24 protein-coding genes and 2 pseudogenes are annotated in these 25,781 nt (G+C 53.4%); 17 read left to right on the top strand and 9 right to left on the bottom strand.

From position 1 onward, the window contains the following. Positions 1 to 87: 87 nt before the first annotated feature. Positions 88 to 387, top strand: coding sequence for a hypothetical protein (locus tag GWQ22_RS16775; RefSeq protein WP_275931013.1), 300 nt, complete (start codon positions 88 to 90; stop codon positions 385 to 387). Between the two features lie 10 nt (positions 388 to 397). Next, positions 398 to 1,516, top strand: a complete 1,119-nt coding sequence (locus tag GWQ22_RS16770) for a hypothetical protein (RefSeq protein ID WP_275931012.1) — start codon at positions 398 to 400, stop codon at positions 1,514 to 1,516. Positions 1,517 to 1,771: 255 nt separating this feature from the next. Here GWQ22_RS16770 and GWQ22_RS16765 read toward each other — a convergent pair whose 3' ends face one another. Continuing rightward, the gene (locus GWQ22_RS16765) at positions 1,772 to 2,635 is read right to left on the bottom strand and encodes a YicC/YloC family endoribonuclease (protein WP_042870412.1); all 864 of its coding nucleotides are present in this window, start codon (positions 2,633 to 2,635) and stop codon (positions 1,772 to 1,774) included. 277 nt (positions 2,636 to 2,912) lie between these two features. Between GWQ22_RS16765 and rph the strand changes: the two genes are divergently transcribed. From rph to GWQ22_RS16720, 9 genes are all read left to right on the top strand, one after another. Next, positions 2,913 to 3,629, top strand: coding sequence for a ribonuclease PH (rph, locus tag GWQ22_RS16760; protein WP_021138508.1), 717 nt, complete (start codon positions 2,913 to 2,915; stop codon positions 3,627 to 3,629). A gap of 81 nt (positions 3,630 to 3,710) precedes the next feature. Next, positions 3,711 to 4,364, top strand: a complete 654-nt coding sequence (pyrE, locus tag GWQ22_RS16755; RefSeq protein WP_275931011.1) for an orotate phosphoribosyltransferase — start codon at positions 3,711 to 3,713, stop codon at positions 4,362 to 4,364. Positions 4,365 to 4,554: 190 nt separating this feature from the next. Continuing rightward, a complete protein-coding gene (locus GWQ22_RS16750) occupies positions 4,555 to 6,987 on the top strand; it encodes a heavy metal translocating P-type ATPase (RefSeq protein WP_275931010.1) in 2,433 nt (810 codons plus the stop codon). Positions 6,988 to 6,997: 10 nt separating this feature from the next. Next, complete coding sequence (gene cueR / locus GWQ22_RS16745; protein ID WP_042035872.1) at positions 6,998 to 7,387, top strand: Cu(I)-responsive transcriptional regulator; 390 nt, start codon at positions 6,998 to 7,000, stop codon at positions 7,385 to 7,387. Positions 7,388 to 7,471: 84 nt separating this feature from the next. Further along, the gene (locus GWQ22_RS16740) at positions 7,472 to 8,626 is read left to right on the top strand and encodes a GGDEF domain-containing protein (protein WP_275931009.1); all 1,155 of its coding nucleotides are present in this window, start codon (positions 7,472 to 7,474) and stop codon (positions 8,624 to 8,626) included. Positions 8,627 to 8,657: 31 nt separating this feature from the next. Next, a complete protein-coding gene (locus GWQ22_RS16735; protein ID WP_275931008.1) occupies positions 8,658 to 8,921 on the top strand; it encodes a YihD family protein in 264 nt (87 codons plus the stop codon). Between the two features lie 203 nt (positions 8,922 to 9,124). Further along, a complete protein-coding gene (ccoG, locus tag GWQ22_RS16730; RefSeq protein WP_042035875.1) occupies positions 9,125 to 10,573 on the top strand; it encodes a cytochrome c oxidase accessory protein CcoG in 1,449 nt (482 codons plus the stop codon). A 141-nt stretch (positions 10,574 to 10,714) separates the two neighbouring features. Further along, positions 10,715 to 11,704 carry a serine/threonine protein kinase gene (locus GWQ22_RS16725; protein WP_042035876.1) on the top strand — a complete coding sequence of 330 codons (990 nt, stop codon included), beginning with the start codon at positions 10,715 to 10,717 and terminating at the stop codon, positions 11,702 to 11,704. Between the two features lie 137 nt (positions 11,705 to 11,841). Further along, positions 11,842 to 12,450, top strand: coding sequence for a thiol:disulfide interchange protein DsbA/DsbL (locus GWQ22_RS16720; RefSeq protein ID WP_275931007.1), 609 nt, complete (start codon positions 11,842 to 11,844; stop codon positions 12,448 to 12,450). A 74-nt stretch (positions 12,451 to 12,524) separates the two neighbouring features. Here the strand turns inward: GWQ22_RS16720 and pncB are convergent, their stop codons facing one another. Continuing rightward, entirely contained in the window at positions 12,525 to 13,703 is a 1,179-nt protein-coding gene (gene pncB, locus GWQ22_RS16715) for a nicotinate phosphoribosyltransferase (RefSeq protein ID WP_275931006.1), read from the bottom strand. A gap of 1 nt (position 13,704) precedes the next feature. Continuing rightward, positions 13,705 to 14,340: a nicotinamidase gene (locus GWQ22_RS16710; RefSeq protein WP_042035879.1), complete on the bottom strand. Its 636-nt coding sequence runs from the start codon at positions 14,338 to 14,340 to the stop codon at positions 13,705 to 13,707. Between the two features lie 75 nt (positions 14,341 to 14,415). Between GWQ22_RS16710 and GWQ22_RS16705 the strand changes: the two genes are divergently transcribed. Both GWQ22_RS16705 and GWQ22_RS16700 read left to right on the top strand, forming a co-directional pair. Continuing rightward, positions 14,416 to 15,066, top strand: coding sequence for a DNA mismatch repair protein MutT (locus GWQ22_RS16705; RefSeq protein WP_275931005.1), 651 nt, complete (start codon positions 14,416 to 14,418; stop codon positions 15,064 to 15,066). Next, the gene (locus GWQ22_RS16700; protein ID WP_275931004.1) at positions 15,063 to 15,560 is read left to right on the top strand and encodes a DUF523 domain-containing protein; all 498 of its coding nucleotides are present in this window, start codon (positions 15,063 to 15,065) and stop codon (positions 15,558 to 15,560) included. Before GWQ22_RS16705 ends, GWQ22_RS16700 begins: the two co-directional genes overlap by 4 nt. Here GWQ22_RS16700 and GWQ22_RS16695 read toward each other — a convergent pair. The 3 genes and pseudogenes from GWQ22_RS16695 to GWQ22_RS16685 all read right to left on the bottom strand — a co-directional run. Then, complete coding sequence (locus GWQ22_RS16695) at positions 15,491 to 16,450, bottom strand: acyltransferase (RefSeq protein WP_275931003.1); 960 nt, start codon at positions 16,448 to 16,450, stop codon at positions 15,491 to 15,493. The genes GWQ22_RS16700 and GWQ22_RS16695 overlap by 70 nt on opposite strands. 9 nt (positions 16,451 to 16,459) lie before the next feature. Beyond that, positions 16,460 to 17,359 (bottom strand): acyltransferase, encoded by a 900-nt coding sequence (locus tag GWQ22_RS16690; protein WP_275931002.1) that lies wholly within the window; start codon positions 17,357 to 17,359, stop codon positions 16,460 to 16,462. Positions 17,360 to 17,495: 136 nt separating this feature from the next. After that, positions 17,496 to 18,104 (bottom strand): annotated as a pseudogene (locus GWQ22_RS16685) (ATP-binding protein); the annotation flags it as partial. Between the two features lie 112 nt (positions 18,105 to 18,216). Here GWQ22_RS16685 and GWQ22_RS16680 point away from each other — a divergent pair. Genes GWQ22_RS16680 through GWQ22_RS16665 form a run of 4 tightly spaced genes read left to right on the top strand, consistent with a single transcriptional unit; the run spans position 18,217 to position 23,772 of the window. Next, positions 18,217 to 19,614: a hypothetical protein gene (locus tag GWQ22_RS16680; RefSeq protein ID WP_275931001.1), complete on the top strand. Its 1,398-nt coding sequence runs from the start codon at positions 18,217 to 18,219 to the stop codon at positions 19,612 to 19,614. Then, entirely contained in the window at positions 19,607 to 21,454 is a 1,848-nt protein-coding gene (locus tag GWQ22_RS16675) for a hypothetical protein (RefSeq protein ID WP_275931000.1), read from the top strand. The genes GWQ22_RS16680 and GWQ22_RS16675 overlap by 8 nt, the downstream gene beginning before the upstream one ends. Then, positions 21,455 to 23,422, top strand: coding sequence for a hypothetical protein (locus GWQ22_RS16670; protein ID WP_275930999.1), 1,968 nt, complete (start codon positions 21,455 to 21,457; stop codon positions 23,420 to 23,422). After that, positions 23,419 to 23,772, top strand: coding sequence for a hypothetical protein (locus tag GWQ22_RS16665; protein WP_275930998.1), 354 nt, complete (start codon positions 23,419 to 23,421; stop codon positions 23,770 to 23,772). Before GWQ22_RS16670 ends, GWQ22_RS16665 begins: the two co-directional genes overlap by 4 nt. 171 nt (positions 23,773 to 23,943) lie before the next feature. Here the strand turns inward: GWQ22_RS16665 and GWQ22_RS16660 are convergent. From GWQ22_RS16660 to GWQ22_RS16650, 3 genes and pseudogenes are all read right to left on the bottom strand, one after another. After that, positions 23,944 to 24,569, bottom strand: a pseudogene (locus tag GWQ22_RS16660) (IS1 family transposase); the annotation flags it as partial. 248 nt (positions 24,570 to 24,817) lie between these two features. Then, positions 24,818 to 25,261, bottom strand: coding sequence for a hypothetical protein (locus GWQ22_RS16655; protein WP_275930997.1), 444 nt, complete (start codon positions 25,259 to 25,261; stop codon positions 24,818 to 24,820). A gap of 63 nt (positions 25,262 to 25,324) precedes the next feature. After that, on the bottom strand, positions 25,325 to 25,537 hold the full coding sequence (locus GWQ22_RS16650) for a DUF3892 domain-containing protein (protein WP_275930996.1): 213 nt from the start codon (positions 25,535 to 25,537) through the stop codon (positions 25,325 to 25,327). Positions 25,538 to 25,781 lie beyond the last annotated feature (244 nt).

Here is a 25,781-nt window from a genome sequence, read left to right as displayed (position 1 = left end):
CGGCCGCACGATGAAGAGCAAAAGTTAGCATGATCGTTACCATGTTCGGGAGTCACATAGGAGATCAGATCCTGGAAATCGGGAAAAGTGCCAATCAGTTCACAATATTTGTGTATAAGAGTCAGCCACCACAGTGCTGCCGAGTTGGTGCAAGAGGTGATGACGGCGTTCCCCGATGTGCTCTTGACCATCCCTACCGACCATTACTTTTCACCGGAACAAACCTTATCCATGATCATCGAATCACGGTTTATTGAACGATTTTTACAATACTGGGGATTGGTGACGATTGAGCCGAAGCGTTATATCAACGCTGAGCCGGTCGCCAGAAGGGTTCATATCCAGCCTTTGTTACAGCAAACCTTTCAATTCACCCTTAACCGATAGCAAGGTCATCGTGAGCGAATATCAATACTACAAGTTTGAGCGTGTGGACGGGCAGTTAGCCCCTCACGCCCGCCAGGCACTCAGAGCCATTTCAAGTCGAGCCGAGATTACCGCGACCGCTTTTCAGGTCTATTACACCTACAGTGACTTGAAGGCTGAGCCTGCTGAGCTGATGTTAAAATATTTCGACATCGGTTTTTACTATGCCAATTGGGGTTCCATTGATGCTTATATCAAGCTGCCTGCCGGCACGATCCCCGAGGCGTTACTCGGCGTTTCGCTCGATGGCCTTCATGCAGATGAACGCGATGAATGGCAATTGCTGACTTTTTCTATCGAAGAGTACGGCGAATACTTTGACGATGAACAGGCTGACGACTTTTTCCAACACTTAGCCGCTTTGCGCAGTGCCTTAATTCAGGGTGATTGGCGTCTTGTCTATTTTATGTGGCTGAAAGAGTGCGAATTTAATGAAGAAGTTGACGGGGTACCTTTAATTCATTTCGATTTTGAGCACCTCAGTGAGGAGGTGCAGGCGTTTGCCACCCTTTATGATATTCCCTTGGCTTGGGTTAACGCACTGGCGATGGTGCTGAATGCACACCCCAGTCACCCAGCCAAACAGGCCGAGTTGCAGTTTGACGGCTGGTTTCATCATCTCACTGACGCGGAGAAACAGACGCTATTAAGCACGCTGTTTGAACAAGGCCAGTTAACCCGTCATCAAGCCTTGGCGATGACGCGAAAAGACTCGGCCAACCAGGATGAAGCCTATCACTATTGGTTAACTCCCGACGTGATTACGCCTTACGTTGCACAAGCGCAACGCCAATTACAGCAAGCGCAAGCCGACGCGATCGCAAAGAAAATGGCGCTTGAAAAAGCGGAAAAAGAGAAAGCATTGACGGATATCTACCATCAGCGCGAACACACTTGGCAGCAAGCACAAGAACAGGCGGATCGCACGTGCGCCAGTGGCTACGATGCGGCATCACGCTATGTGCATCAGTTGTGGGAAGCCTATCAGTGCAAAGGCGATAGCCCCGCGTTTGCCCAGCGCTTTAAGCGATTTGTGGTGGCGAACAACAGCCGTAAAGCGCTGTTAACCCGGCTGAAAGATCTCCTGTAGGCGGGTATCCGGTTACGCAACATGAGCCCGAGTTGCTGAGTTATGTTCCCGGCCGCCATGCTGTTCGCCTCAACATGACCCTTTGCGGCGAACGGGGAGCCATCATCGTCGAACAAAACAAGCAGGCGCGGCATGCCGGTTGTCACCGACATCGGCCCATCTATGTGGCCGGTAAAATGAAAAAAGCCCTGTATCTACCCTGCTATTCACAAGGTAATACGGGGCTTTCAAGAGCTGCCTGGGCGGGTGAAAAAACTATTCGATGTTCTGAATTTGTTCCCGCATCTGCTCGATGAGTACCTTCAGCTCGACGGCGGACTGGGTCACCTCGGCGTTGATGGATTTGGATCCGAGGGTGTTCGACTCGCGGTTGAACTCCTGCATCATGAAGTCGAGACGGCGGCCACAGGCGCCACCCTTCTTCATGATCTTGATGGTTTCGCTGATGTGCATCTCCAGGCGATCCAGCTCTTCGGCCACGTCGATCTTCTGGGCCAGCAGCACGATTTCCTGCTCGATTCGGGCCGGATCCAGCTCCACCTTGGCCTCGGTCAGGCGATCGGTGAGCTTCTGGCGCTGCCATTCGATGATCTGCGGCAGGTGTATGCGCACCTTCTTCACTTCCACCTGGATGCCATCCAGACGCTGCTGGATCAAGTTCTTGAGGTTGGCCCCTTCGCTGGCACGGGAGGCGATAAAGTCTTCCATGGTCTGGTCAAACCCGCCAAGCAGCTCGGTGGCGACGGCGTCCATGTCTTGTTCGGCGGCGGCCATGACACCCGGCCAGCGCAGCACGTCGACCGGGTTGAGCTGGCCCTGGCCCGCTTCTTTCATTACCCAGTTGGCGCTGTCGATGATGAGCTTGGCCAGCTCTTCATTGATGTGCAGCTGGCTGGCGGCCGCCTGAGCGGCTTCGAAACGCAGGTTGCACTCCACCTTGCCGCGTTGCAGCTTGGCACGGAAACGCTCACGCAGCACCGGCTCCAGGCTGCGCAGTTGCTCCGGCAGACGGATATAGGTTTCCAGATAGCGCTGGTTGACCGAACGAATTTCCCAAACGGCTGTGCCCCAGTCGCCCTTGAATTCCTTGCGGGCGTAGGCGGTCATGCTGTGAATCATTGATTGTTCCGGGCTTGATGAAGTGTGCGGCCAGTATACTCAGCCAGACTTGTCCCGTCAGCCATGGCTGTGGCTTTAGAACCTGTTCCGGCTTTTGTGGGACTGTGTTGAGCCCGGCCCGGTGCTGCACTGAATCCTCATTGAGGGCGATAAACGTGGATTCCTGCTCGGTTCCTCACCACTCACGACCGATCAGGAACAGCGTCTTAGCGGCTGATATTTGGGGCTGGATCACTTATACTCCTGCGCCAATTCAGCCAGCCCAGAGGTCCGTTCCATGTCACGTCCAAGCGATCGCAGTGCCGCGCAACTTCGCCCGGTTACCATTACCCGCAATTTCACCAAACATGCAGAAGGCTCAGTGCTGGTGGAGTTCGGTAACACTCGCGTGCTCTGCACCGCCAGCGTCGACACCAGCGTTCCGCGCTTCCTGAAAGGGAAGGGTCAGGGTTGGGTCACTGCCGAGTACGGCATGCTGCCGCGCTCCACTCACTCCCGGATGAACCGCGAAGCGGCTTCTGGCAAGCAGAGCGGCCGTACCCTGGAGATCTCCCGTCTGATCGCCCGCTCCCTGCGCGCGGCCGTAGACCTGACCGCACTGGGTGAGCACTCCATCACAGTTGACTGTGACGTGTTGCAAGCCGATGGCGGCACCCGCACCGCCTCCATTACCGGTGCCTGTGTGGCGCTGGTGGATGCGCTGAACTGGATGGTCGAGAAGGGCATGCTCAAGCAGAGTCCGCTCAAGCAGATGATCGCCGCCGTCTCTGTCGGCATGTATCAGGGCGAAGCCATCTGCGATCTGGAGTACATCGAAGACTCCGCCGCCGAGACCGACATGAACGTGGTGATGACCGAAGATGGTCGCATCATCGAGGTGCAGGGCACTGCAGAGGCCGAGCCCTTCACCCATGAAGAGCTGCTGGCGATGCTGGGGCTCGCCAAGGGCGGCATTGAAGAGATCATTGCGCTGCAGAAGCAGTCACTCTCCTGATTTCTGTTTTGAAAAACGCGGCACTGACCGCGTTTTTTTATACCCCACACCAGTAAACGACAAGCCAAGCAAGGAGCCAGAATGAAAGCCTACCAGCGTCAATTTATCGAGTTCGCCCTGGAGAAACAGGTCCTCAAATTCGGTGAATTTACCCTGAAATCCGGTCGTAAAAGCCCCTACTTCTTCAACGCCGGTCTGTTCAACAGCGGCCGCGATCTGGCCCGCCTCGGCCGCTTCTATGCCGCCGCCCTGATGGATGCCGGCATCGAGTTCGATGTGCTGTTTGGCCCGGCCTACAAGGGGATCCCCATCGCCTCCGCTACCGCCGTGCAGCTGGTCGAGCAACACGATGTGGATGTGCCCTGGTGCTTCAACCGCAAGGAGGCCAAGGATCACGGCGAAGGCGGCAATCTGGTGGGCAGCCCGCTCAAGGGGCGCATCATGTTGGTGGACGACGTCATCACCGCCGGGACCGCCATCCGCGAATCCATGGATCTGATCCAGGCCAACGGCGCCTCACTGGCAGGCGTGCTGATCGCGCTGGACCGTCAGGAGAAGGGCAAGGGCGAGCTCTCCGCCATTCAGGAGGTGGAGCGTGACTACGGCGCTCACATCATCGCCATCATCCAGATGAGTGATCTGATTGCCTATCTGGAAGAGAAGCAGGCCGAGCAGCCGGAGTTGGCGGCGCAACTGGCGGCCATGCAGGCTTACCGCGCCCAATACGGCATCTGATCACCCGCTGTTCTAGCGCTAACAAGCCATGCATCGGCGCTCGCCTCTTGCCCGGGTAATCCGGTAGGGGCGGGCGCCGTTTTTTCATGTTTAAAAAGTGCGAGTCGTGGCTTGAGCTTGCCCTTACAGTAAAGGTTAGGGTTTGGCGGTCGGCAGCCAGTTCGGCCGATTGGTTCCGAGGAGGAACAGCATGAGCACCCCACTTCAACACCCCATTCATCTGCAACTGCCGCTCAGTGGCATGAGCTGCGCCAACTGTGCCAGCCGCATCAGCACAGCACTCAACAAGCTCGACGGCGTGACGGCAACCGTCAACTTCGCGTTGGAGCAGGTGGCCATCGAACTGGGTGACCCGGCCCGCTTGCCCGCGGTACTCGACAGCATCACCGGGCAGGGTTACGGCTACGGCCACGAAACCCTCTCCTTCCAGATCAGCGGCATGACCTGCGCCGGTTGCTCCGCACGTCTCAACAAGATGCTGGCGGCGCTGCCGGGCGTGCTCTCGGCCGAGGTCAATTTTTCCATCGAGCAGGCCCGCATCGAGCTGGTGCCCGGCATGCAGACCCCGGCCTCGCTACGCGAACATATAGAGGCGCTCGGCTTTGGTGCCCAGCTGGTGCAGGGCTCGGCCAGTGCGCGCCGCCAACAGCTGCAGGCCCGTGAAGAGCAGGAAGCTGCCACCACGCACAAGGCGCTGATCCAGGTTGTTATTTCGGCCCTGCTGACCCTGCCGCTGCTGGTGGGCATGATCGCTATGGCGGGGTTGCTCCCCTGGCATCTGCCCGCCTGGCTGGAGCTGCTGCTCGCCACGCCGGTGCAGTTCTGGATTGGAGCCCGCTTCTATCGCGGTGCCTGGCTTGCCCTCAAGAACCGCTCCGCCAACATGGATGTGCTGGTGGCGACCGGCACCAGTGCCGCCTACTTCTACAGCCTCTACCTGCTGCTGACTCTGGGGATGGCCGCCAGTGGCAAGCTCTATTTCGAGGCGAGCGCCATCATCATTACCCTGATTTCGTTGGGCAAACTGCTGGAGGCCCGCGCCCGCCGCAGCACCCAGTCCGCCATTCGCGAACTGATGGCGCTGCGGCCGGAAACCGCCACCGTCTGGCGTGGCGAGCGCTGGCAGAGCGTGGCCATCGACGAGGTGCTGCGCGGTGATCGGCTGCGGGTGCTGGTGGGCGAGCGTGTGCCGGTGGATGGCAAGATAGTGATCGGCGCCAGCGAGCTGGACGAGTCGATCCTCACCGGCGAGAGCCTGCCGGTGCCGCGCAGTGCGGGCGACAAGGTGCTGGGCGGCGCCATCAACTGCTCCGGGGTGCTGGAGATTGAAGCCACGACTGTGGGGGAGGAGTCCAGCCTCAGCAAGATCATCGCGCTGGTGGAGAGTGCCCAGATGGGCAAGGCGCCGCTGCAACAGCTGGTGGACAAGGTCTCCGCCGTGTTTGTACCGGTCGTGATGGCGATCGCCCTGTTCACCCTGCTGGTGTGGTACGCCATCGGCAACGATTTCGGTCAGGCGCTGCTGGCCGCCGTGGCCGTACTGGTGATCGCCTGTCCCTGCGCGCTGGGACTGGCGACGCCGGCAGCCATCGTCACTGGTACCGGGGTGGCAGCCCGTCACGGCATCCTGATCAAAGACGTGGATACCCTGCAGAAGGCTCACGCCATCAAGGCGCTCATCTTCGACAAGACAGGTACGCTCACTCAGGGGCGGCCGGTGCTGGCGAACTGGAGCGGCAGTGACGAGCAGTTACGGCTCGCTGCCGCCTTGCAGCAGGCGAGCGAGCATCCGCTGGCACTGGCGATGCGCGAGGCCGTCGGCACAGAAGTGGCGCTGCCCCAGCCGGAGGCGGTGGAGGTGCGGGTCGGTGCGGGTATTGTCGGTCAGGTGGCAGGCCACAGGGTCGCCATCGGCAATGGATCCCTGCTGGCTCAGCTCGGCATTGATCAACCGCAGCAGGATGAACAGCCCGCCGACGGCGCGACCCGGGTCTGGGTCGCCATCGACGGCGTGGTGGCCGGTATCGCGGCACTGGCCGATACCCTGCGCCCCGAGAGTGCGCAAGCCATCGCTACCCTGCGCCAGCGTGGCATCGCCAGCTGGCTGGTGAGCGGCGATGCGCCGGCCCCCGTGGCCCATATCGCTGCCAAGCTGGGGCTGGACGGGGCGTTTGACTCCGTGCTGCCCGCAGGCAAGGTTGAAAAAGTCGAGGCGCTGCGGGCGCAAACCAGCGGGCTGGTGGCCATGGTGGGGGATGGGGTGAACGATGCCCCCGCGCTTGCCGCGGCGGATGTCGGCATCGCCATGGGCTCCGGCTCCGATGTGGCGATGGAGACGGCCTCCATCACGCTCATGCGGTCGGATCCGCGGTTGGTGGCCGATGCCATCGACATCTCGGCGGCCACCTGGCGCACCATACAGCAAAATCTGTTTTGGGCCTTCGTGTTCAATATCATCGGCATTCCGCTGGCGGCTCTGGGGTATCTCAGCCCCGAGCTGGCGGGGGCGGCCATGGCCCTGAGCAGCATCACGGTATTGAGTAATTCCCTGTTACTGAAACGCTGGCAGCCCAAGACGGGCACCCATGCCGGTCACCATGTCAGCACTGAATCGAACCGCTAAGGAGTCATCCATGAATATCAGCAAGGTAGCCAAGGCGACGGGACTGACCGCCAAGACCATCCGTTACTACGAGAGTATCGGTCTCATCTCGGCGCCGGTGCGCAGCGATAACGGCTATCGCAGCTACACCGAGGGGGCACTGCGGGAGCTGCGCTTCGTCAAGCGAGCGCGGGAGACCGGCTTCAATCTGGAGGAGTGCCAGGAGCTGCTGGCGCTCTACCGGGACGAGCACAGAACCAGTGCCCAGGTGAAGAAACTGGCGCAGGAGAAGATCGTCGATCTGCGGGCTCGCATCGCCGGCTTGCAGGCCATGCTGGCTTCCCTCGAGGGGCTGGTATGCTGCTGCCACGGGGATGAAAGTCCCGAGTGCCCGATCCTGGACGAGCTGGAGCGCGGTTGACTAACCGCTTAATAACAGACGTTTGATTGTTGGTCCGGAAGGGGGAGTGGTAGACTGTGCGGCTTTTGTACAGGGAGTACACAGTTGACTCAGAGTGTGACACGTCAGGTGAAGCAGGCCATCATGGCCCAGCTCTATACTCACGCCTCATTCAGCCTGCCTTGTCTGGGTCTGCTGGCGCTCGGCTGGAGCCTGTTGTTCAACGATTACCTGCCCGCCGGCGAGGCGTTCGGCTGGTTGGGACTGGTCAGCCTGTTGTTGTTTTGTCGCGGCTGGCACCTGCGTTGGCGTCAGCCCAGGCTGACGCAGATCCCCTTGCCGGTGCTGGAGCGCGAGCTTTTCATCGGGGTCACCATCACCTCCATCATCTGGGCGCTCGGCGTGCTGCTCTACATGGACAAGCTGCCCGACACCTATCGCGCTGCCATGATGATGCTCTCCAGTCTGATCCTCACCGGCAGCGCCATCATGCTGTTTGGCAGCCGCCGTTCCCTCTACGGTGCCGTCTTGCCACTCGGGCTCGCCATGCTGTTCGAGCTGGGGGTCGGCAACGAGCAGGAGCGGATCGTCTCCTGCATGCTGGCGGGCTATCTGTTTGTCTTCTTGCCGACGCTGCTGCGCCGTCTGCGGCGGGATCAGGTCGCCTCCCTCTATCATCGCTTTTCCAACGCCGATCTGGTGGCCGAGCTGAAGGCGGTCTCAGAGCATCTCAAGCTCACCTCCCGGCTGGATGGTCTGACCGGCATCGCCAATCGCGCCCATCTGGATGACAGCCTGGAGCGCGCCTGGCGCCGCTGTCATCGCGCACGCACCCCCCTGTCACTGGTGCTGGTGGATGTGGATTACTTCAAGCAATTCAACGATCTCTATGGTCATCAGCTGGGTGATGAGTGCCTGCAGCAAGTGGCGGGATTGCTGGCCGAGGTGCAGCGCCGCGAGGATGATCTCGCTGCTCGTTACGGCGGAGAGGAGTTTGCTCTGCTGCTGCCTTGTACCAGCATGCAGGGGGCGCTGCAGATAGCAGAAAACGTGCGGGTGGCGCTCAAGGAACTGGGCATACCTCACCAGAAATCCCTGGTCTCCAACCGGGTCAGTTGCAGCTTCGGGGTGGCGACCCTGGTGCCGGATCAGAGCAGTTCCATCGCCCAGTTGATCCAAAAAGCGGATGCGGCCCTCTATCAGGCCAAGCATAATGGGCGGGATCGTATCGAAGTAGCCTTGATGGGTAAGGTTGCCTGAGTTTCACATGACAGATTTAAAGAGGTTGTCTATGCAATGTCATCGTATCGAAGAGCTGCTGGAGTTGTTGCAGCCTGCCTGGATCAAGGAACAGGACCTCAGCCTGGTGCAATTCGTTGCCAAACTGGCGGCGGAAGCCCGCTATGAGGGTGCCTTGCCCGACCTGACCGACGACATGCTGATCTACCACCTCAAGATGCGGGAGTCCGACAAGCAGGCGATGATCCCCGGCCTGGCCAAGGATCATGTACCCGATTTCAAGGAAGCTCTGCTCAAGGCCCGTGGCATCAAGTGATTCCGGCGCGGTGCAAATAGCGCCAAAAGATGGTTTCAAGAGAATCTCTCAAAAAGGTGTTTCGTCAACTGGCGACACGCCTTTTTTGTTGCTTGAAATTGCGACGTCACTCGAACATTAGATACATTTTACCCACACAATTAGCAGGTTGTTTAAGATATAATCCGCTCCATAACAATTAATGAGTGGAGCTAAGTGTTGCAATGGCCGACCAGGACAAGATCGATATCAAGGATGTCACCGGCGATGTAACGGGGACGTATAACCCCAATACCTTCAAAGCCAGCGACGACAGGTTCAATCCCGGCAACAGCATCTATGTGAGGGCGCAACCCGGCTACTGGCAGCGGGTACGCAAGGCCATGGGCTGGTTCTTCGTGGTGATCTTCGTCGCCTTGCCCTGGTTGCGTTATGACGGTCGTCAGGCCGTGCTGTTCGATATCGATCATCAGCAGTTCCATATCTTCGGTGCAACCATCTGGCCGCAGGATCTGACCCTGCTGGCCTGGATCTTCATGATCGCTGCCTTCGGGCTCTTCTTCGTGACCACCTTCCTCGGCCGGGTCTGGTGTGGTTATCTCTGCCCGCAGACGGTGTGGACTTTCATGTTCATCTGGTTCGAAGAGAAGCTGGAAGGGGCGGCCAATAAACGGCGCAGGCTGGATGCGGCTCCCTGGAGTGGCGAGAAGCTGGCCCGCAAGGGCGCAAAGCATCTGGCGTGGATCCTGCTCTCCCTCGGCACCGGTCTTACCTTTGTTGCCTATTTCCAGGATGCATTCCAGCTGGTGCCTGACGTTCTCACCCTGCAGGCGAGTGGCTGGGTCATCTTCTGGGTGCTGTTCTTTGCCGCCTGTACCTACGGCAACGCAGGCTGGATGCGCGCCATCATGTGTATCCACATGTGCCCCTATGCCCGCTTCCAGTCCGCCATGTTCGACAAGGACACCTTCATCGTCGGCTACGACACCAAGCGTGGCGAGAGCCGTGGTGCCCGTGCCCGCAAGGTGGATCACAAGGCGCTGGGGCTGGGGGATTGCATCGACTGCGATCTCTGCGTGCAGGTCTGCCCGACCGGCATCGACATCCGCGACGGTCTGCAGTACGAGTGCATCAACTGCGGCGCCTGCGTCGATGCCTGTGACCAGACCATGGATCGCATGGGTTATCCGAAGGGGCTGATCAGCTATACCACTGAGCACAAGCTGGCCCACAACAGCACCCATGTGGCGCGGCCCAAGCTGCTTGGCTATGGCCTGGTGATGGTCATCATGCTGGGGGTGTTCGTCTACAATGCCATGTCCATCATGCCGATGGGGCTCGACATACTGCGGGATCGCAACCAGCTGTTCCGCGAGAACAGTGAGGGGCTCATCGAGAACACCTACACCCTCAAGATCCTCAACAAGACCCTGCATGCCCAGACTTATCAGCTGGATGTGGAAGGGTTACCTGAGCACCAGTGGTTTGGTCCGCGCGACGTAACCCTGAAGGCGGGCGAGATCTACACCTTGCCGGTGAGCGTGGCCGTTGACCCCTTCAACCTGAAGAAGCCGACCCTGGACATCCAGTTTGTGCTCAAGCGGGATGGCGCGGCGCCGGACGACAGCAAGGGCACCCTGCGCCAGGCCAGCAAGTTTATCAGCCGGCTGTGATGCCGGGAAAGGCGAGGGCTGACCGGTCAGTTCAGGCCCCCAGTGACCGTAGTGATGACGGGAAAGCGTGGCGCAACCGGTTGGGTTGAACGCCATTGAACCGAGTAGTGATAGACTGGGGCGCAACGGCGCCCCTTTCTTATGGTGGATGACATGCGTTTCAACTATTCCGACCTCAATCCCGATCTCATCATGGATGCGCTGGATCTCAGCGGCCTGCGGCTCGACTCCGGCCTTATCGAGCTCAACAGCTACGAGAACCGGGTCTACCAGTTCCAGGATGAGGATCGTCGCCGCTATGTGGTGAAGTTTTATCGTCCCGGCCGCTGGAGTCGGGCCCAGATCCTCGAGGAGCATGAGTTCGCTACGCGTCTCTGGGATGCGGAGATCCCGGTCGCCGCGCCGCTCGCCTTCGCTGGCGAAACCCTGCTGGAGCACGAAGGCTACCCCTTTGCCATCTGGCAGAGCGTCGGTGGCCGCCAGTTCGAGGTGGATAACCTCGACCAGCTGGAGTGGGTGGGGCGTTTCCTCGGCCGCATCCACCAGATAGGCGCCTGTCGCCCCTTCCATCACAGGGTCCGGCTCGATGTGGAGAGCATGCTGCACGAGCCGCGTCAGCTGCTGGCGTCCGGCGAGTGGCTGCCGAGCGGGTTGGCCAAGCAATTTTTCGGGGTGCTCGACGAGCTGATCAAGCATGTCAGCGATGCCATGACCCTGGATGTGGCTCAGATCTCCCTGCATGGCGACTGCCACCCGGGCAACATCCTGTGGCGCGATGGCCCCATGTTCGTCGATCTTGATGATTGTCGTACCGGTCCCGCCATCCAGGATCTCTGGATGATGCTGAGCGGCGAGCGCCACGAGCAGCAGATCCAGCTCGATACCCTGCTGGCGGGCTACGAGGAGTTCATGGAATTCGACTCGCGTGAGCTGGCGCTTATCGAGCCGCTGCGGGCAATGCGGATCGTCCACTACATGGCCTGGCTGGCGCGGCGCTGGGAAGATCCCGCTTTCCCCCGTCACTTCCCCTGGTTCAATACCGATCACTACTGGCGCCAGCAAATCGCCATCCTGCACGATCAGCTGGAAGCGCTTAAGGCGCCGCCGTTGACCCTGATGCCAAACTGGTGACATTGAGGGGATATTGAGCGACAGAAGGGACTCGAACTCCTGCTCTGACCATTGACGGCGGGATGGCGACACAATAGGCTTGGCACTGCTTCGGTTCGCCGGGCGTGCCTCACAGTGATCCCTTAACAGGAAACATCATGAAAAAAGTTTTATTTTTCCTTGCTGCCATGCTGATGATCCCCATGGTTCACGCCGCCCCCGAGTTCAAGGAAGGCGTCAACTACGATGTGGTCAAACAGACTGGCACTGCCCAGCCGGAAGTGATGGAGTTCTTCTCCTACTACTGCCCGCACTGCGCCACCTTCGAACCGATCGTTGAACAGTTGAAGGCTGGGTTGCCAGAGGGGGTACCCCTCAAGAAGAACCCGGTTGCCTTCCTCGGCCGCGAGATGGGTCCGGAGATGCAGCGTGCCTACGCCGTCGCCAGTCTGCTCAATGCCGAAGCCAAGCTGACTCCGGCCATCTTCACCAAGATCCACACCCAGCGTCAGCCGCCGATGAGTCGCGATGACGTGAAGCAGATCTTTGTGGACAACGGCGTGTCAGCGGAAGAGTTCGACGGTGCCGTCGACAGCTTCGCCGTCTCCGGCATGGTCTCCCAGTTCGATCGCAACACCGAGAGCTACAACATTCGCGGTGTGCCGGCCTTCCTGGTCAATGGCAAGTACATGGTGAAGATCGAATCCATTACTTCCCAGGAGCAGTTCAACCAGCTGGTGAAATTCCTGTTGGCCAAGAAAGACTGATGGTTGCCTGACATCATGAAAAAAGCCCGCCGGTGCGAACCGGCGGGCTTTTTGTTTTCTGGTGCTCTGGAAGATCAGACCCCGACGTGAAAGGCCTGCTTGAGGTTGCGTATGAAGTCCGCATCCCGGCACAGGGTCTTGCCCGGGCTGTCGGAGATCTTGGCCACCGGGCCGCCGTTGCACTCCATCAGCTTGAACACGATGTTCATGGGACTGACGCCGGGCAGATCGCAGGTGAGCTTGGTGCCGATGCCGAAGCTGGTGTTGATACGGCCCCGGAAGTGACGGAACAACTCGACGGCCTTGTCGAGGTTGAGCCCATCGGAGAAGACCAGCGTCTTGTCGGTGGGGTTGATGCCGAGCCGCTGGTAGTGGCTGATGGCCTTCTCGCCCCACACCACGGGGTCGCCCGAGTCATGGCGCAGCCCCTGATAACGGCTGGCCAGCTCGAAATCGAAGTCACGCAAGAAGGCATCCATGGTGATGCAGTCGGTCAGGGCGATACCGAGGTGGTTGGTGAACTCATCCAGCCAGCTGGTGAGGGCGGCGCGCTGGCTGTGCTCCAGCGGGAAGCCGAGCTGCTGATGGGCCTGGAACCACTCGTGGGCCTGGGTGCCCACAGCCGACAAGTGGTATTTCTGGGCCAGCAGGTAGTTGCTGGTGCCACGAAACGCCGGCAGGCGCTCCTTGAGGCGGCCCACCACGGCATCCTGCACCGCGTGGGAGAAGCGGCGGCGGGTGCCAAAATCGATGAGGTTGAACTCACTCATCTCCTCTGCGCTGAGTGTATGTTCCAGCTTGTCGATCTTCTGATCGAGCCGCTCCAGCGCCTGGCTGACACCAAACTGGGGGTAGCGGAAGCGGTTGCGCATCTCGCTGATGATGGCGAGCACCGGGATCTCCCACAGGATCACATCCTGCCAGGGCCCTTCGACCCGCACATTGATGCGGCCATCCTGCTCGAACACTTTCAACAGGGAGGCATCGAGCGGCTTGCGACGGAGGTGGTCGAGGTAGTCAGGGGTGAAAAAGGGGCGCTCGGCCAGAAAATTGAGCTCGGGTCTGGTCAGCCGCAAGGAACCGGCGAGGCGAAGCTGCTCCTCGATCTGGCCCATCATGGGCAGCAGATCCTCTTCGTTGCGGCTGTGGAATTCGGCCACCACCTCGGCATCCGGATAGCGATGGAACACCGCCTGCTGCATATGCAGCTTGTAGGCGTCGGTGTCGAGCAGGCTGGTGAGAATCGGTGGCATATCAGGCGTCCAGCAGGCGTTGTACATCGATCAGGGTCTGGGCCAGTTCGGCGCCAGCCTCGATCATCTGGGTGTGGGCGCTGGCAACCGTCTCGGGGGCGATGCCACGGCAGGCATCGAGATGGACGATCACCCGGAAACCGGCGTGGCGCAGCTGCAGCACGCTGGTCTTGACGCAGTAGTCGGTGGCAAGGCCGCCGACCAGCACTGTGCTGACCTTGCGGGCTTGCAGAAACTCGATGAGCCCGGTGCTGCGTTGTTCGGCCAGATCGTGGAAGCAGGTGCCGTAGGGATGCAGATCCGGCTCGATCCCCTTCCAGACGAAGAAGTCGTAATCGATGGGAGCGGGCAGACCATCGAGCAGTTCGAACCCCCGGGTGCCCGGTACGCAGTGCACCGGCCAGGTGAGGTCGGCGTTGGGCAGATTCAGCGGCAGCAGCATGCCGGCAGGATCGGAGACGGCCCAGTCGGCATTGGCGGGGTGAGCGTCCTTGCTGCCGATCCGCAGCGTGGCGAGAGTGGCCTGAGCGTTGAGCGCAGCCACAATATCATCACCGCCCGCGACGGGCAGTTCGTTCGGGCAGAGGGGGGTAAATCCCTTCTGCGCATCAATATCCAGGCTGGCGACGGTTCCCATTGAGTGGCTCCTGCACATACTATTCGTGTGATATTATCTACCAAACATTAATCGAAGGCGAGCAGGGCGATCGGCATGTTGAGAATGAGTCTGGATATGGTGGTGCTGCGCTTGCATGACGAGCGGATCGAGCTGCTGCTCGAGACCCGTGATCGCCCCCCCTTTGCCCACTGCTGGCAGCTACCCGGCTTGCGCATCGACGAGGCACTGGATCGGGATCTCGATGCCGCCCAGCGCCGCCTGCTGGCGGAGTGGGGGCTGGGCCACTGCTACAGCGAGCAGGTCTGCACCCTCGGCAATCTTGAGCGGGATCCCCGTGGCTGGTCCACGACCCTGGTCTATCTCTGTCTGGTCGATCCCGGGATCGAGGCCATTCACGGCTGCTGGCATCCGCTCTCCAACCTGCCGGGGCTCAGCCTCGCCTTCGATCACCCCCAGCTGATTGCCAAGGGGCTGGAGCGGCTGCGGATCAAGAGCCGCTACAGCACCTTGCCGCTGCAACTGCTGGGGCCCGAGTTCACCCTCTCAGAGGTGCAGCGCGCCTTCGAAATTATCCTGCAAACTCCTATGAATACGGCAGCGTTTCGCAAGCGGATCCATCGCGCCGACATTCTGGTGGATACCGGCCGCAAGCGTACCGGCAAGCAGCGTCCCGCCATTCTCTACCGGCTGGAGAGTCCCTGCTGCGTGATGTTCGATCAGGTGATGCATGGAGCAGAAGCATGAGTGCGGATCCCGTTCGTGTGCTGGTGAGTGCTTGTTTGCTGGGTCAGCCAGTGCGTTACGACGGCCATAGCAAGGGAATTGTCAGCGACTGGTTGAGTGCGCTGGGTGCCGAAGGGCGAGTGCTGGCCTTCTGCCCCGAAGTGGCGGGAGGTTTGCCGACCCCGCGTCCCCCTGCCGAGCGACAGGACGAGCGGGTGGTGACCGCGAGCGGGCTGGATGTGACGACCGAGTTTGATCGCGGCGCCGAGCTGGCCCTCGCGCTCTGTCAGGCGCAGGACATTTGCTTCGCCCTGCTCAAGGAGGGGAGCCCCTCATGTGGCAGCGGCCGTATCTACAACGGCCGCTTCGAAGGCGTTTCTGTGGTGGGTGAGGGCAAGACCACGGCCCTGCTGCGTCGGCACGGCATCGCCGTTTTCTCGGAAGATCAGTTGGCCGAGCTGGCCTCTGCACTCTCTTTGGATTCCTCTTTGGCGGCCACAGGCAGCGGTTCCTGATCCCGCTGCCAGCCGTCCAGCAGCTGGTCCTTCTCCTGCCAGCGCTGGTTTAGCCACTCCTGAAAACCCCGTTTGAACTGCTTGTCATTGAAGTAGTCGCCGACCAGCGCCTCATCCACCGGTAGCTCCTCGATGTGCACCTGAATGCGTTTTACCCGTCCCATCAGGAAGTCCTTGAACGGGGTCTCTGCGTTGTCCGGATAGCGGATGGTGACGTTGATCAGGCTGTCGAACTGCTCCCCCATGGCCGCCAGGGTGAAGGCGAGCCCGGCTGCCTTGGGCGGCATCAGGTGACGGTAGCGGGAGCGCGCCGCATCCCGCTTGGGCTCGGTGAAGCGGGTGCCCTCCACGAAGTTGATGACGGTGGTGGGGATGTGGCGAAACTTTTCGCAGGCGTTGCGGGTGCTCTCTATGTCCTTGCCGCGCAGATGCGGGTTGCGTAGCAAAAACGCCCGTGAATAGCGGCGCATGAAAGGCATGTCCAGCCCCCAGCAGGCGAGTCCCAGCAGCGGTATGTAGATGAGCTCGTGCTTCATGAAGAATTTGGGCACCGGCAACCTGTCCCGGAACAGATGGCCCAGCACCACTATGTCGGTCCAGCTCATGTGATTGCTGACGATGAGATACCAGCCATCCTTGCGTAGTTGAGAGTCATCTTCAACCTGCCAGTCAATGCGGGTGGTGAGGCGGATCACCAGGGCGTTGCAACCGAGCCACAGCCTCATGCAACGGTTGTTGAGCCGGCTGCAGGCGCGGCCAAAGGCCGGAATGGGCAGCAGCAGCTTGGCCAGCGACACCAGCAGGATCAGGCTGGCGCACAGGGCGGTGAACAAAATGGTCAGGCTGGTGCTGATGAGCAGCACCAGGGGGCCGGGGAGCAGGGTTAGCATGGGCGTCGTTTACTGCGTCTTGTCTGCCAGCAGCTGGCTCAGGGTCTGGTCTTTCTCGTGCCAGATCCCGTTCAGCCACTGTTGAAACTCTTGTTGGAACTCGGGGTCATTGAAGTAATCCCCCACCAGCTTGCGGTCGATCGGCAAATAGCGGACCTGAACCTTGATTTGCCCGACCCGGCCGCACATGAAGTCCCAGTAGCTGGGGATACCGCCCGGGTAGGCGATGGTCACATCCACCAGTTTGTGCAGTTGATCGCCCATGGCCGCCAGGGTGAAGGCGATGCCCCCGGCTCTCGGGTGCAGCAGGTGGCGATAGGGGGCGGCCTGTTTGTCGTGTTTGTGGGCGGTGAAGCGGGTGCCCTCCACGAAGTTCATCACACTCACCGGAATGTGGCGGAATTTGGCACAGGCCTGGCGCGTTGTTTCTATGTCTTTTCCCTTCAGATGTGGCCTTTTTTCCAGAAATTTACGGGAATAGCGTCGCATGAAGGGGAAGTCGAGCGCCCACCAGGCCAGACCGAGAAAAGGCACCCAAATCAGTTCTTTCTTGAGAAAGAACTTCAGAAACGGGATTTTTTGATTAAAAACCCGCTGCAGTACCAGTATGTCTACCCAGGATTGATGGTTGGCAATGACCAGATACCACTCATTCCGGCTCCCTTTGTCCACTCCGACCACTTCGAAAGGGGTTTTGATGATGGTTTTCTGGATAAGATTGTTGAAACCGATCCAGCAGCTGGCACAGCCATCGAGCAGGGCGTTGCAGAGGGTTCGCCAGCCCGTGAGCGGTAGCAGCAGCTTGAGCAGACCCAGCAAGAAGATGGGGATGCACCAGAAGAGGGTGTTGAAAAAATAGAGCAGGGTGGAGAGGCTGCCGCGCAGTCGCTCTGTCAGCTTGTTGGGCATGAGTTCGGGTCCGTCTTGCTGTCGATAAAGGGTCATCAAGTGGTCAGATCTGTGGCTATAATATCAGCCGATCGCTCGCGAGACCATGGAGAGCGCTCTCGGCAGCAAGGGACTCAGTTTACGCAATTCGGCCTATTCAGCCGCTGCGCAGCCGTGACAGCAGCCGATCCATGGCGCGGTAGCCGAGCGCCTCGATCAGATGCTCCTTGCCGATGGCGGGCTGTCCTGCCAGATCGGCGATGGTACGTGACACTCGCAGGATACGGTGCCAGGCCCGGATGCTGAGCCCCAGCTTCTGGATGGCGTTCTCCAAAAACTCAGCATCTTGCGGCGATAATCGGCAAATATCCTCTATCTCGCGACTATCCAGCAGATTGTTGAGCTTGCCATTGCGGCTCAGCATGCGCTCCCGCGCCGCCAGTACCCGATCGCGGATCTGCTGGCTCGACTCCCCCCGCTCCGCTTTGCCGGTGAGGCTCCCCTTGGGCAGCAGCGGCACCTCCACCGTGAGGTCGAAGCGGTCGAGAAAGGGGCCGGAGAGCTTGCCGAGGTAGCGCAGGATCTGATCCGGGCTGGAGCGGGTCTGGCCGTCGCCATAGTGGCCGCATGGGCTGGGGTTCATGGCGCCGATCAGCTGGAATCGGGCGGGGAAATCCACCTGACGGGCGGCCCGGCTGATGGTGATGTGGCCCGTCTCCAGCGGTTCGCGCAGAGAGTCGAGTACCTTGCGCTCGAATTCGGGCATATGTGTATGTTTTTACAATAACCCCATATGTGTATGTCTATACTTTATGTACATAACCTCAGTTCCAAATTGACTTTGGAGGGTAGATTCCATGGTACATATGAAGAGTGGAATGAATATTGGCGTATATATTTTGCCTAGATTGATATTGTCGAACATAAGTTCGAGTGAGGATGCTGAGGCTAAAAAAAGAAAAGTTGGAGAATATCTATACTATTATAAAGACTCGGAAAGTATGAGCTCTTATCATTCGATGAAATTCAATCGCTTTCCTATCTTATTAAATTACGACAACTCCGTTTGGAAAGAAGGGACAATATATCTACTTGTACGAGCTGTTGGGGTTATTGGTGTTAATATGCTGACATTACATAACTTGGCATATGATTTAAGTGCTTATAGAAAGTTTCTATATGATGAGCAGCTTGAGGTTACATATATACCAGAAAGAAAATCGATGAGGCCGTATTATCAATATAAATACCACCTGATGTCACTGTGTAATGATAAAAAAATCTCGTTCAATACGGCGAAAAGAAGAATGTCTAGTGTTATTGGATTCTATAGATGGATGAAAGTTGCAGGATTAATAGATATGACATCATCTTTATGGAGCGAGAAGGATATCTATATTAATGTCTCTGATACCTTTGGTTTAATGAAGAAAATTAGGATTGTAAAAACTGATTTATCTATAAAGGTAAAAAATCAGAACAGTAATAACCAGTTAGCCATTTATGATGGGGGTGCTCTTAAGCCATTAACTAAAAAGGAACAAAAAGCACTAATTGAAACTTTACTAGAAAATAAAAATATAGAGATGCGGCTGATTTTCATGTTAGCACTTTTCACCGGAGCGAGAATTCAAACTATTTTAACTCTGCCTTGTTCAGTTTTTCTAGAGGAATTAGCCTCTGGTGATAAGTATAAAATGATTTCGATTGGGTTTGGCACTGGGGTAGACTCAAAAAATAATAAACGAACGGTAATTTCAGTTCCTGGCTGGCTTTATTTGAAAGTTAAAACATATGTAAATAGTCAAAGGGCAAGAAAGAGAAGCGATAAGGCTAAACCTGCAAGTGTATCTAGATTGGTTTTCCTCACATCTCAAGGTTCTCCATACTATATGCCAAATGAGGAGAGAGAAACGTTCCTTGATGGTTATGTGACTACTTATATAAGTAATGGCCAGTCTGTTCGGCAGTTTTTAGCAAACAAGATAATTCCAATCATGAGAGTTAAACTGAAAGTTGATGATTTCACATTTCGATTTCATGACTTGAGAGCCACATTCGGACTTAATATTAGTGAGCTTCAGTTACTAATGGTTGATAAAGGTATGATAAGTCTGCATCAAGCTAGAGAGTTTGTTAAAACGGCTATGGGACATTCTAACTATCGTACGACAGATGGATATCTAAAATATAGTCGTGAGATTAATACCCTGACGCAATATCAGGATGATTATGAAAGTTATATTAAACAGCTTATAGGTGGGCTGTATGAGTGAACATTATATATTAAGAGAGTCTATTCATGTTACTTTACCACTTGAAAATCATATCGTTCCAATAATGCCAGAGAAAGTTGTATTGATCTTTTCTGATGTTGGGCGCTGTGATATTGGGTCATTATGCTATTCGCGAAGAAAAAGCATGGCTACGTGGCGGAAAAGTAGAGAAGTTGTTAGTGATAGCATAATACCTCATAGAATAGATGCGATTAAAAAAATTATAAATATAATTTCAGATGAGTTCATAATATCTAATGTGAAACCTATAACCTTGTCTAGAATGACTAAGGGATTTATTAGATTTATGGATTGGTGTGACTTAAATAGCCATGGTGATGTGCTGCGTAGTAAAGATGATGCAATCAATGCATGTGGTGCTTTTATAAATGAACTCAAGCATAAATTAAGAAGAGGAGAACTAAAAAGTCAGAGTACAGTAAATTTACAACATGCAATGCTGACTTATATGAGTCGACTTTTTGATATAGATTTTAAAGAGCACCTCCATTTAATAACCATGACTCGTGGATATACGCCAACTGATCCCCCTGATGAGCAAGCTGTGAAACAGCTGCTCTCAATTTGTAAGTGTCTGTTTAACAGTATAGCGGCATTCATTATTGAATCATTGCCATACCCCTACATGATTCCAATGCAGGATGTAGAATCAACGCAAGAAAGAGTTTGGATTTTTCCCACTGTCCAGTGGATGAAAAACTTGGAAACAAAAAACAGACAGGGTGTATATAACCATAGTCGTGGAGGGTTATATGAGTTAGAAGAAGTTAAACACTTATATGCATCTGAAAGAAATGCGAAAGCAGCAATTAGAAATGCAAAGAAACTGATTGAACGTGCAAATAGTGATCCCATGCATACATCTAGGTTAGGGGTATACAACTTTGCTGTATTTTCATTTATTCATCTATTTTTGGCTAATACAGGAATGAATTTACAGCAGCTGATAATGCTTGAATGGGATGCTAGTTATTATAATGCAGAGAGAGTTAGTCATCGGTTCTATCAGATAAAAGCTCGCGCTGGAAATAAGAATGTATATTTTGAAATACAAGGGAGCTTTTTTCCTATATTTAAACGTTTCATTTCATTACGAAGTTTTATTTTAGATGGAAAGGAATTTAAATATCTATTCTTTACATTCTCAAAAATAAGAGGCCGGCAACCTGTAAAAATACAATGGGGAAGTCTGTACCAATTTAACAAGCAACTATCTCGAGTGTTTGAAAGCATTCCGAATATAACATCACGCATGTGGAGAGCATTTAAGAGTGAATGGTATATTCAAAACGCTGATGTAGCTGTAACGGCGATGGCCCTACAGAATACCGTGGATACAGTAAAACGAAGATATGTAAATGGCTCATCCACTAAAGGCATAAATGAGATGTCATTTTTCTTAGAACAACTGTCTAAAGTGACTATTGTTGAGTCTGGTCGTGTGGTTGGAAGTGCTACTTCTATAGGAGGATGCTCCGTTATTCATGAGAACAATCCAATAATACCTGACTGTTTTAAACCTGAGAGTTGCTTGTTCTGTGATAAATATGTCATTCATGCTGATCATAATGATATATTAAAAATATTTGGATTTAGAGCTTACTTAAATAAGCTTGGTGAACTTGGGTCATCGCTGGAGCAGTTAGATAGAATACACAAGCCGATACTGGAACGGCTAACCGATATTCTCAATCAAATATCTAGTAGAGGTGAGGAACTCTATCGGATGGTCAAGATAATTGACTCCGATTCAGAGTCAAACCAAACATATGGTAGTTATTGGGACTACAAAATAATGATGTTAGATAGGTTACTGTAAATGAAACATGATGTTTTATATAATAGCAACGTGAATATACAAAATGAAAAATCTAAACCTGATTGTTTGTATTATATTGGGATGGAGCCTAAGGGCGAATTTGTAGTTAGTCGAGACATGGAAGGGAAGCCCCTATCGTATTATTTGGATGATATGTGGAACTGGTCTATCTATAATAATGGGAAAAAAGCGACATTCAATTTTTACGTGAAGCTAAATAATGAGACCATTTTTTCCTTATGTTTAAAAAAGGAAATGAAGTGGATATTCTTTTCTTTAATATGGATGAAAAAAGGGCCAATCCTTTCATTTAGAACTCTTAGTAGCTATCTTAGCTTGCTTAGAGCGTTGGGCCTTTATCTTGTAGATAAAAACTTAACCTATAAACAGTTCTTTTCGAATAATAAATACATTGATGGTTTTTCTAATTCGATTAATCAAGGCCGTATGTCTAAATTAGGTATGTTGATTCGGCATTGTCACTTGCTTTTTGATATTAATGTTATGAGGTCGGATAAGGAAGGAATTCTTTTATCCATAAGTAGAAAAAAGCATGAATATATAAGTGGTCTTTATCAACATCCACCTATACCATCGAGAATATATTCAAATATTATCAAAGTTGTTAAAGATGATTTAGATGACATATCATCATCAATAGACAAGATAATAGAACTATCTAACCGCTGTATTGAAGATCCTCTTCTAGGGCTTGGAAGAGGTGGGCTCAAGAAAAAAAGAGCTAGAGGAGAGAGGGTTTATTTGGAACCTGGGAAAGCTAGTTTTCTAAATTTGTTAGAAGAATATGGCTTGGTATCATTTTTCAGTCGTCATAATTTAAGGATGGATCGGCAAGGATTGTCATCTGCATGTTCATTTATACAAAAATGTGTTGCGGTAGCTATACAGATTTTTTCTGGAATGCGTATTAGTGAGGTCGATTCGCTTCCTTATAATTGTATTAAAGAGCATATATTAAATGGGAAAGTGCATTATCTTATAGAAGGTTTTACAACAAAATTCAATCACGGAATAAATTTGAAAGCAAAATGGGTGACGAATAACGATGGTGTTACTTCAATACATTTAGCAAGAAAAATCTCTGATCTTATATATTCAGCTTCTCAGATTAGAGTTCATGATGAAGATAGAGTTCTATTTGCAAGCATAACTCAATTGCCATTCTCACCAGGGGTTAAACAAGAGGCTCGTGCGATCACTAGTATTAAAATAAATCAGTATGTATCAGAGAAAACACTCGAGATTACTAACTCAGATATTGATGAGCTTAAGATAATTGAGCCATTTAGGAATTGGGATAAGGACGAAAAAATTAAAGTTGGTGAAAAATGGCCATTCACTAGTCATCAAGCTAGAAGATCATTGGCATTATATGCATCACATTCTGGTCTTGTGTCATTACCATCACTAAAACTTCAACTAAAGCATATAACGACAGAGATGACGTTGTATTATGCGAAAGGGAGTGAGTTAGCGGTCAATATAATAAATCCGAAATCAGACCATTTTGCGAATGAATATCAAAGGTCACAGCATTTTTCACAGGCACAATCATACCTCAATGTGATTTTTGATGAGAATTCAAAATTGGCTGGTATTCACGGCTTAATCGTAAATCGTCAGTCATCATCCGAGCACACGATTATATTTAATGATAAGGCAGAGACTATTAAAAAGTTTCAAAAGGGAGAGCTTTCATATAGGGAGACTTTCTTAGGTGGATGCACGTTAATTGGTGAGTGCGACAAGCGGATAACAAACCCATTTACGGAGTGCTTAGATTGCGCCAGTGCCATTATTAAAAGGGATAAACTAGATAAAATAATTCTGGACCAAACAAATTTAATTAAAATGCTTGATGAAGGTTCTTTTGAATGGAGGAAGGAAAAGAAAGAGTTGGATTACTTGCTCGGATTTAGAGATAAATATAAATGGGGGGCGGAATGAATTCAATAAATGATTATTATGAGGCTTTACAACGGTTAGTTGAAGGTAAGCAAAAAATAGTACCGACAGGAAGTAAAATTAATAATGACACGGTCGCTTTAGAGGCTGGTCGAACTCGTGGCTCAATTAAAAAATCTAGAGCAAGTCATGAGAAACTAATTAATGACATAAGACTTGCTGAACAAGGTCTCCTTATGAAAGACCCTAATGTACAGCATGACGCAGATAGGGAAAAAGTTGTTTATTTAAAAAATATGTTAGATGAGAGTCTTGAGCGAGAAATATCACTATTATTTGAAAACTTCAATCTTCATCAGGAAATCCTGAGGTTAAAAGAACGGAAAAAATAAATGCGGATTTCATGCTGGATGATGAACGATTCAAGATAAAACATTGTTTTTGTTGGTGTTTTTTTTCGCATGAGAAAACATCAGGATTTCTCATGCGAAAAGTTCTTATGAAGTCAGTCTTACTAAACTTAGTTTTAAACTATTTCTAATGTATTTAGGTGATGCCTCCAATCAGTTGAAATGGTGCCTTTCGATAAAGGCACCAATCACTTTCTCATGGAGCTCAACGGAACGAGAGAAGCAGATGGTTTTGCGAGCCAATCGCTTGATGCGCGTTCTGAGCGTTAGGTTGTTACGCTCGATACGCTGGGTGAATATCTTCCCGGTCAGATGCATCTCGCTCGGCACCTCTCTGGCATAGCTTCCCCAGTCATCACTGGTGATAAAGCCAATCTGGAACGGAGAAAGCAGGCTCAGCAACCGACGGCATGTCTCATGGTTGCGTGGGCCAAAGGTATAGGCCACCACTCGTTTTCTTTTGGTATCAAAGGCATACCAAAGCCAATGTCGATGCTGTTTATTGCCGACATAGGCCCATTGCTCATCAAGTTCACAGATAAGCGCCACGTCATCGAGCACCACCTTTTCGGAGGTTACTTGCCTTGGGGTGAGTTTTTTAAGGCACGTATGACGGTGTTGATACCAATCTTGAGCACGCGAGCAGTATCACGAACACCTGAGCCGTTGAACGCCATATCAACAATCTTGTCTTTGACGCCAGGCTTGCGGGCTTCATAGGTGTAGGTGAGCTGAAACACGTGCGGACAGGCGGGGCAACGGTAACGAATGTGGCCAGCTGTGGGCGAGTAATAGAGTTTCATACCAGATCTGACGGTAGGCCAACGTTTCATGGTTATGAACATCCCTCACGGAGGTAATAGTGTCATACCAACTGGCGAGATCTGCCCCCATTGGATCACACCCAAGAACAATAAAGTGTCATACCAACCTGTTTTATTGTTCCCTGAACCCATTTAACAGAACGTTTCATTATGCGCAGTCAGGCTTGTGGATAGAACAAAGGGGCCAGCGGCCCCTTGGGGAATTAGTTGCTGCCAACTGGTTGCGAACTTCTCTGAAGCACATCAAGTGCAGCGTTGTAAACGCGGTTTAGATAGGCAGTAACGGGCGTATCGGCTCTAACGATGAAACCAGCTTTCCGCCGCTTCTTCACGGCTAGCTTTTCATGCCAAGGGCTAGCACTGGTGACAATAACACTCTGAGATACATCAGGAAATTGATCCGCCGTTATATCAACGATATAACCACAAACCTCTAGCCAAGCATGATTTTTTCCATCAGGAAAAGTACCACATACATACTCAATTTCTTCAATACCACGAGAGCGTAGGTAGTTAGCGAGAATGTCGCTGATATCACCGCAAGTACCGGAGGGAAAGTTATGAAAACCCATAGGCATTGCTCCCCAATCAAGCTGATCCAGTGCATACCTAAATTGCTTAACCGTGTCGGAAAGAGTCACCTGCATGACCTAGCACCTCCTTAAGTTGTTGATTTTATGCCGATAAGTAGATTTATCGGCATCATGACACTAGTCCTTATCAACATTGTTTTGCTGAGTGCTATCTGGATCGGCTCTCACATACTCGACACCATTGCGCTCATAAACATGAAAGTCAGGATGCTTGCCTTCTTTTAGCTCTTCAATGAGCTTTTCACGAGGTACGATCCCTCGCCCTAGGATGGTGTAAGTTTGGTTTTCGCCATTTTTCCCATCTTGGTTACCGCGAATATTCTTTGCCATGTTTATCCCCCGTTTGAGCACCATGCTCCATACGGATATTGAGGATATCGTTTCAAAAAACCAAGCCTTTACTGGCAAAAATCATACTTTGTAAGAAATAACACCCCTCGTCCATGGCTGGAGTTATGGTGATTTCTGGTGTATGGGGGAGATAGAGAAGGTGGCGTATCCTGCTGATTGATTCCCGCGAAGAATCTCAATTAACAGAGGTGATACGCCATGACCAATTCTACCCTCAGAGTCC

The sequence above is a fragment of the Aeromonas sp. 1HA1 genome, from assembly GCF_029237385.1.
GTDB classification, from domain to species: Bacteria; Pseudomonadota; Gammaproteobacteria; order Enterobacterales; family Aeromonadaceae; genus Aeromonas; species Aeromonas popoffii.
The sequence above is the reverse complement of the archived record's forward strand: the minus strand, read 5'-3'. Positions and strand labels throughout refer to the sequence as shown.

What these genes read in the sequence shown, in the direction of transcription:
- GWQ22_RS16765 (WP_042870412.1), bottom strand. Translation starts at nt 2,635, where the DNA reads ATGATTCACAGCATGACCGCCTACGCCCGCAAGGAATTCAAGGGCGAC.
- rph (WP_021138508.1), top strand. Translation starts at nt 2,913, where the DNA reads ATGTCACGTCCAAGCGATCGCAGTGCCGCGCAACTTCGCCCGGTTACC.
- pyrE (WP_275931011.1), top strand. Translation starts at nt 3,711, where the DNA reads ATGAAAGCCTACCAGCGTCAATTTATCGAGTTCGCCCTGGAGAAACAG.
- GWQ22_RS16750 (WP_275931010.1), top strand. Translation starts at nt 4,555, where the DNA reads ATGAGCACCCCACTTCAACACCCCATTCATCTGCAACTGCCGCTCAGT.
- cueR (WP_042035872.1), top strand. Translation starts at nt 6,998, where the DNA reads ATGAATATCAGCAAGGTAGCCAAGGCGACGGGACTGACCGCCAAGACC.
- GWQ22_RS16735 (WP_275931008.1), top strand. Translation starts at nt 8,658, where the DNA reads ATGCAATGTCATCGTATCGAAGAGCTGCTGGAGTTGTTGCAGCCTGCC.
- ccoG (WP_042035875.1), top strand. Translation starts at nt 9,125, where the DNA reads ATGGCCGACCAGGACAAGATCGATATCAAGGATGTCACCGGCGATGTA.
- GWQ22_RS16725 (WP_042035876.1), top strand. Translation starts at nt 10,715, where the DNA reads ATGGTGGATGACATGCGTTTCAACTATTCCGACCTCAATCCCGATCTC.
- GWQ22_RS16720 (WP_275931007.1), top strand. Translation starts at nt 11,842, where the DNA reads ATGAAAAAAGTTTTATTTTTCCTTGCTGCCATGCTGATGATCCCCATG.
- pncB (WP_275931006.1), bottom strand. Translation starts at nt 13,703, where the DNA reads ATGCCACCGATTCTCACCAGCCTGCTCGACACCGACGCCTACAAGCTG.
- GWQ22_RS16710 (WP_042035879.1), bottom strand. Translation starts at nt 14,340, where the DNA reads ATGGGAACCGTCGCCAGCCTGGATATTGATGCGCAGAAGGGATTTACC.
- GWQ22_RS16705 (WP_275931005.1), top strand. Translation starts at nt 14,416, where the DNA reads ATGTTGAGAATGAGTCTGGATATGGTGGTGCTGCGCTTGCATGACGAG.
- GWQ22_RS16700 (WP_275931004.1), top strand. Translation starts at nt 15,063, where the DNA reads ATGAGTGCGGATCCCGTTCGTGTGCTGGTGAGTGCTTGTTTGCTGGGT.
- GWQ22_RS16695 (WP_275931003.1), bottom strand. Translation starts at nt 16,450, where the DNA reads ATGCTAACCCTGCTCCCCGGCCCCCTGGTGCTGCTCATCAGCACCAGC.
- GWQ22_RS16690 (WP_275931002.1), bottom strand. Translation starts at nt 17,359, where the DNA reads ATGCCCAACAAGCTGACAGAGCGACTGCGCGGCAGCCTCTCCACCCTG.
- GWQ22_RS16680 (WP_275931001.1), top strand. Translation starts at nt 18,217, where the DNA reads ATGAATATTGGCGTATATATTTTGCCTAGATTGATATTGTCGAACATA.
- GWQ22_RS16675 (WP_275931000.1), top strand. Translation starts at nt 19,607, where the DNA reads ATGAGTGAACATTATATATTAAGAGAGTCTATTCATGTTACTTTACCA.
- GWQ22_RS16670 (WP_275930999.1), top strand. Translation starts at nt 21,455, where the DNA reads ATGAAACATGATGTTTTATATAATAGCAACGTGAATATACAAAATGAA.
- GWQ22_RS16665 (WP_275930998.1), top strand. Translation starts at nt 23,419, where the DNA reads ATGAATTCAATAAATGATTATTATGAGGCTTTACAACGGTTAGTTGAA.
- GWQ22_RS16655 (WP_275930997.1), bottom strand. Translation starts at nt 25,261, where the DNA reads ATGCAGGTGACTCTTTCCGACACGGTTAAGCAATTTAGGTATGCACTG.
- GWQ22_RS16650 (WP_275930996.1), bottom strand. Translation starts at nt 25,537, where the DNA reads ATGGCAAAGAATATTCGCGGTAACCAAGATGGGAAAAATGGCGAAAAC.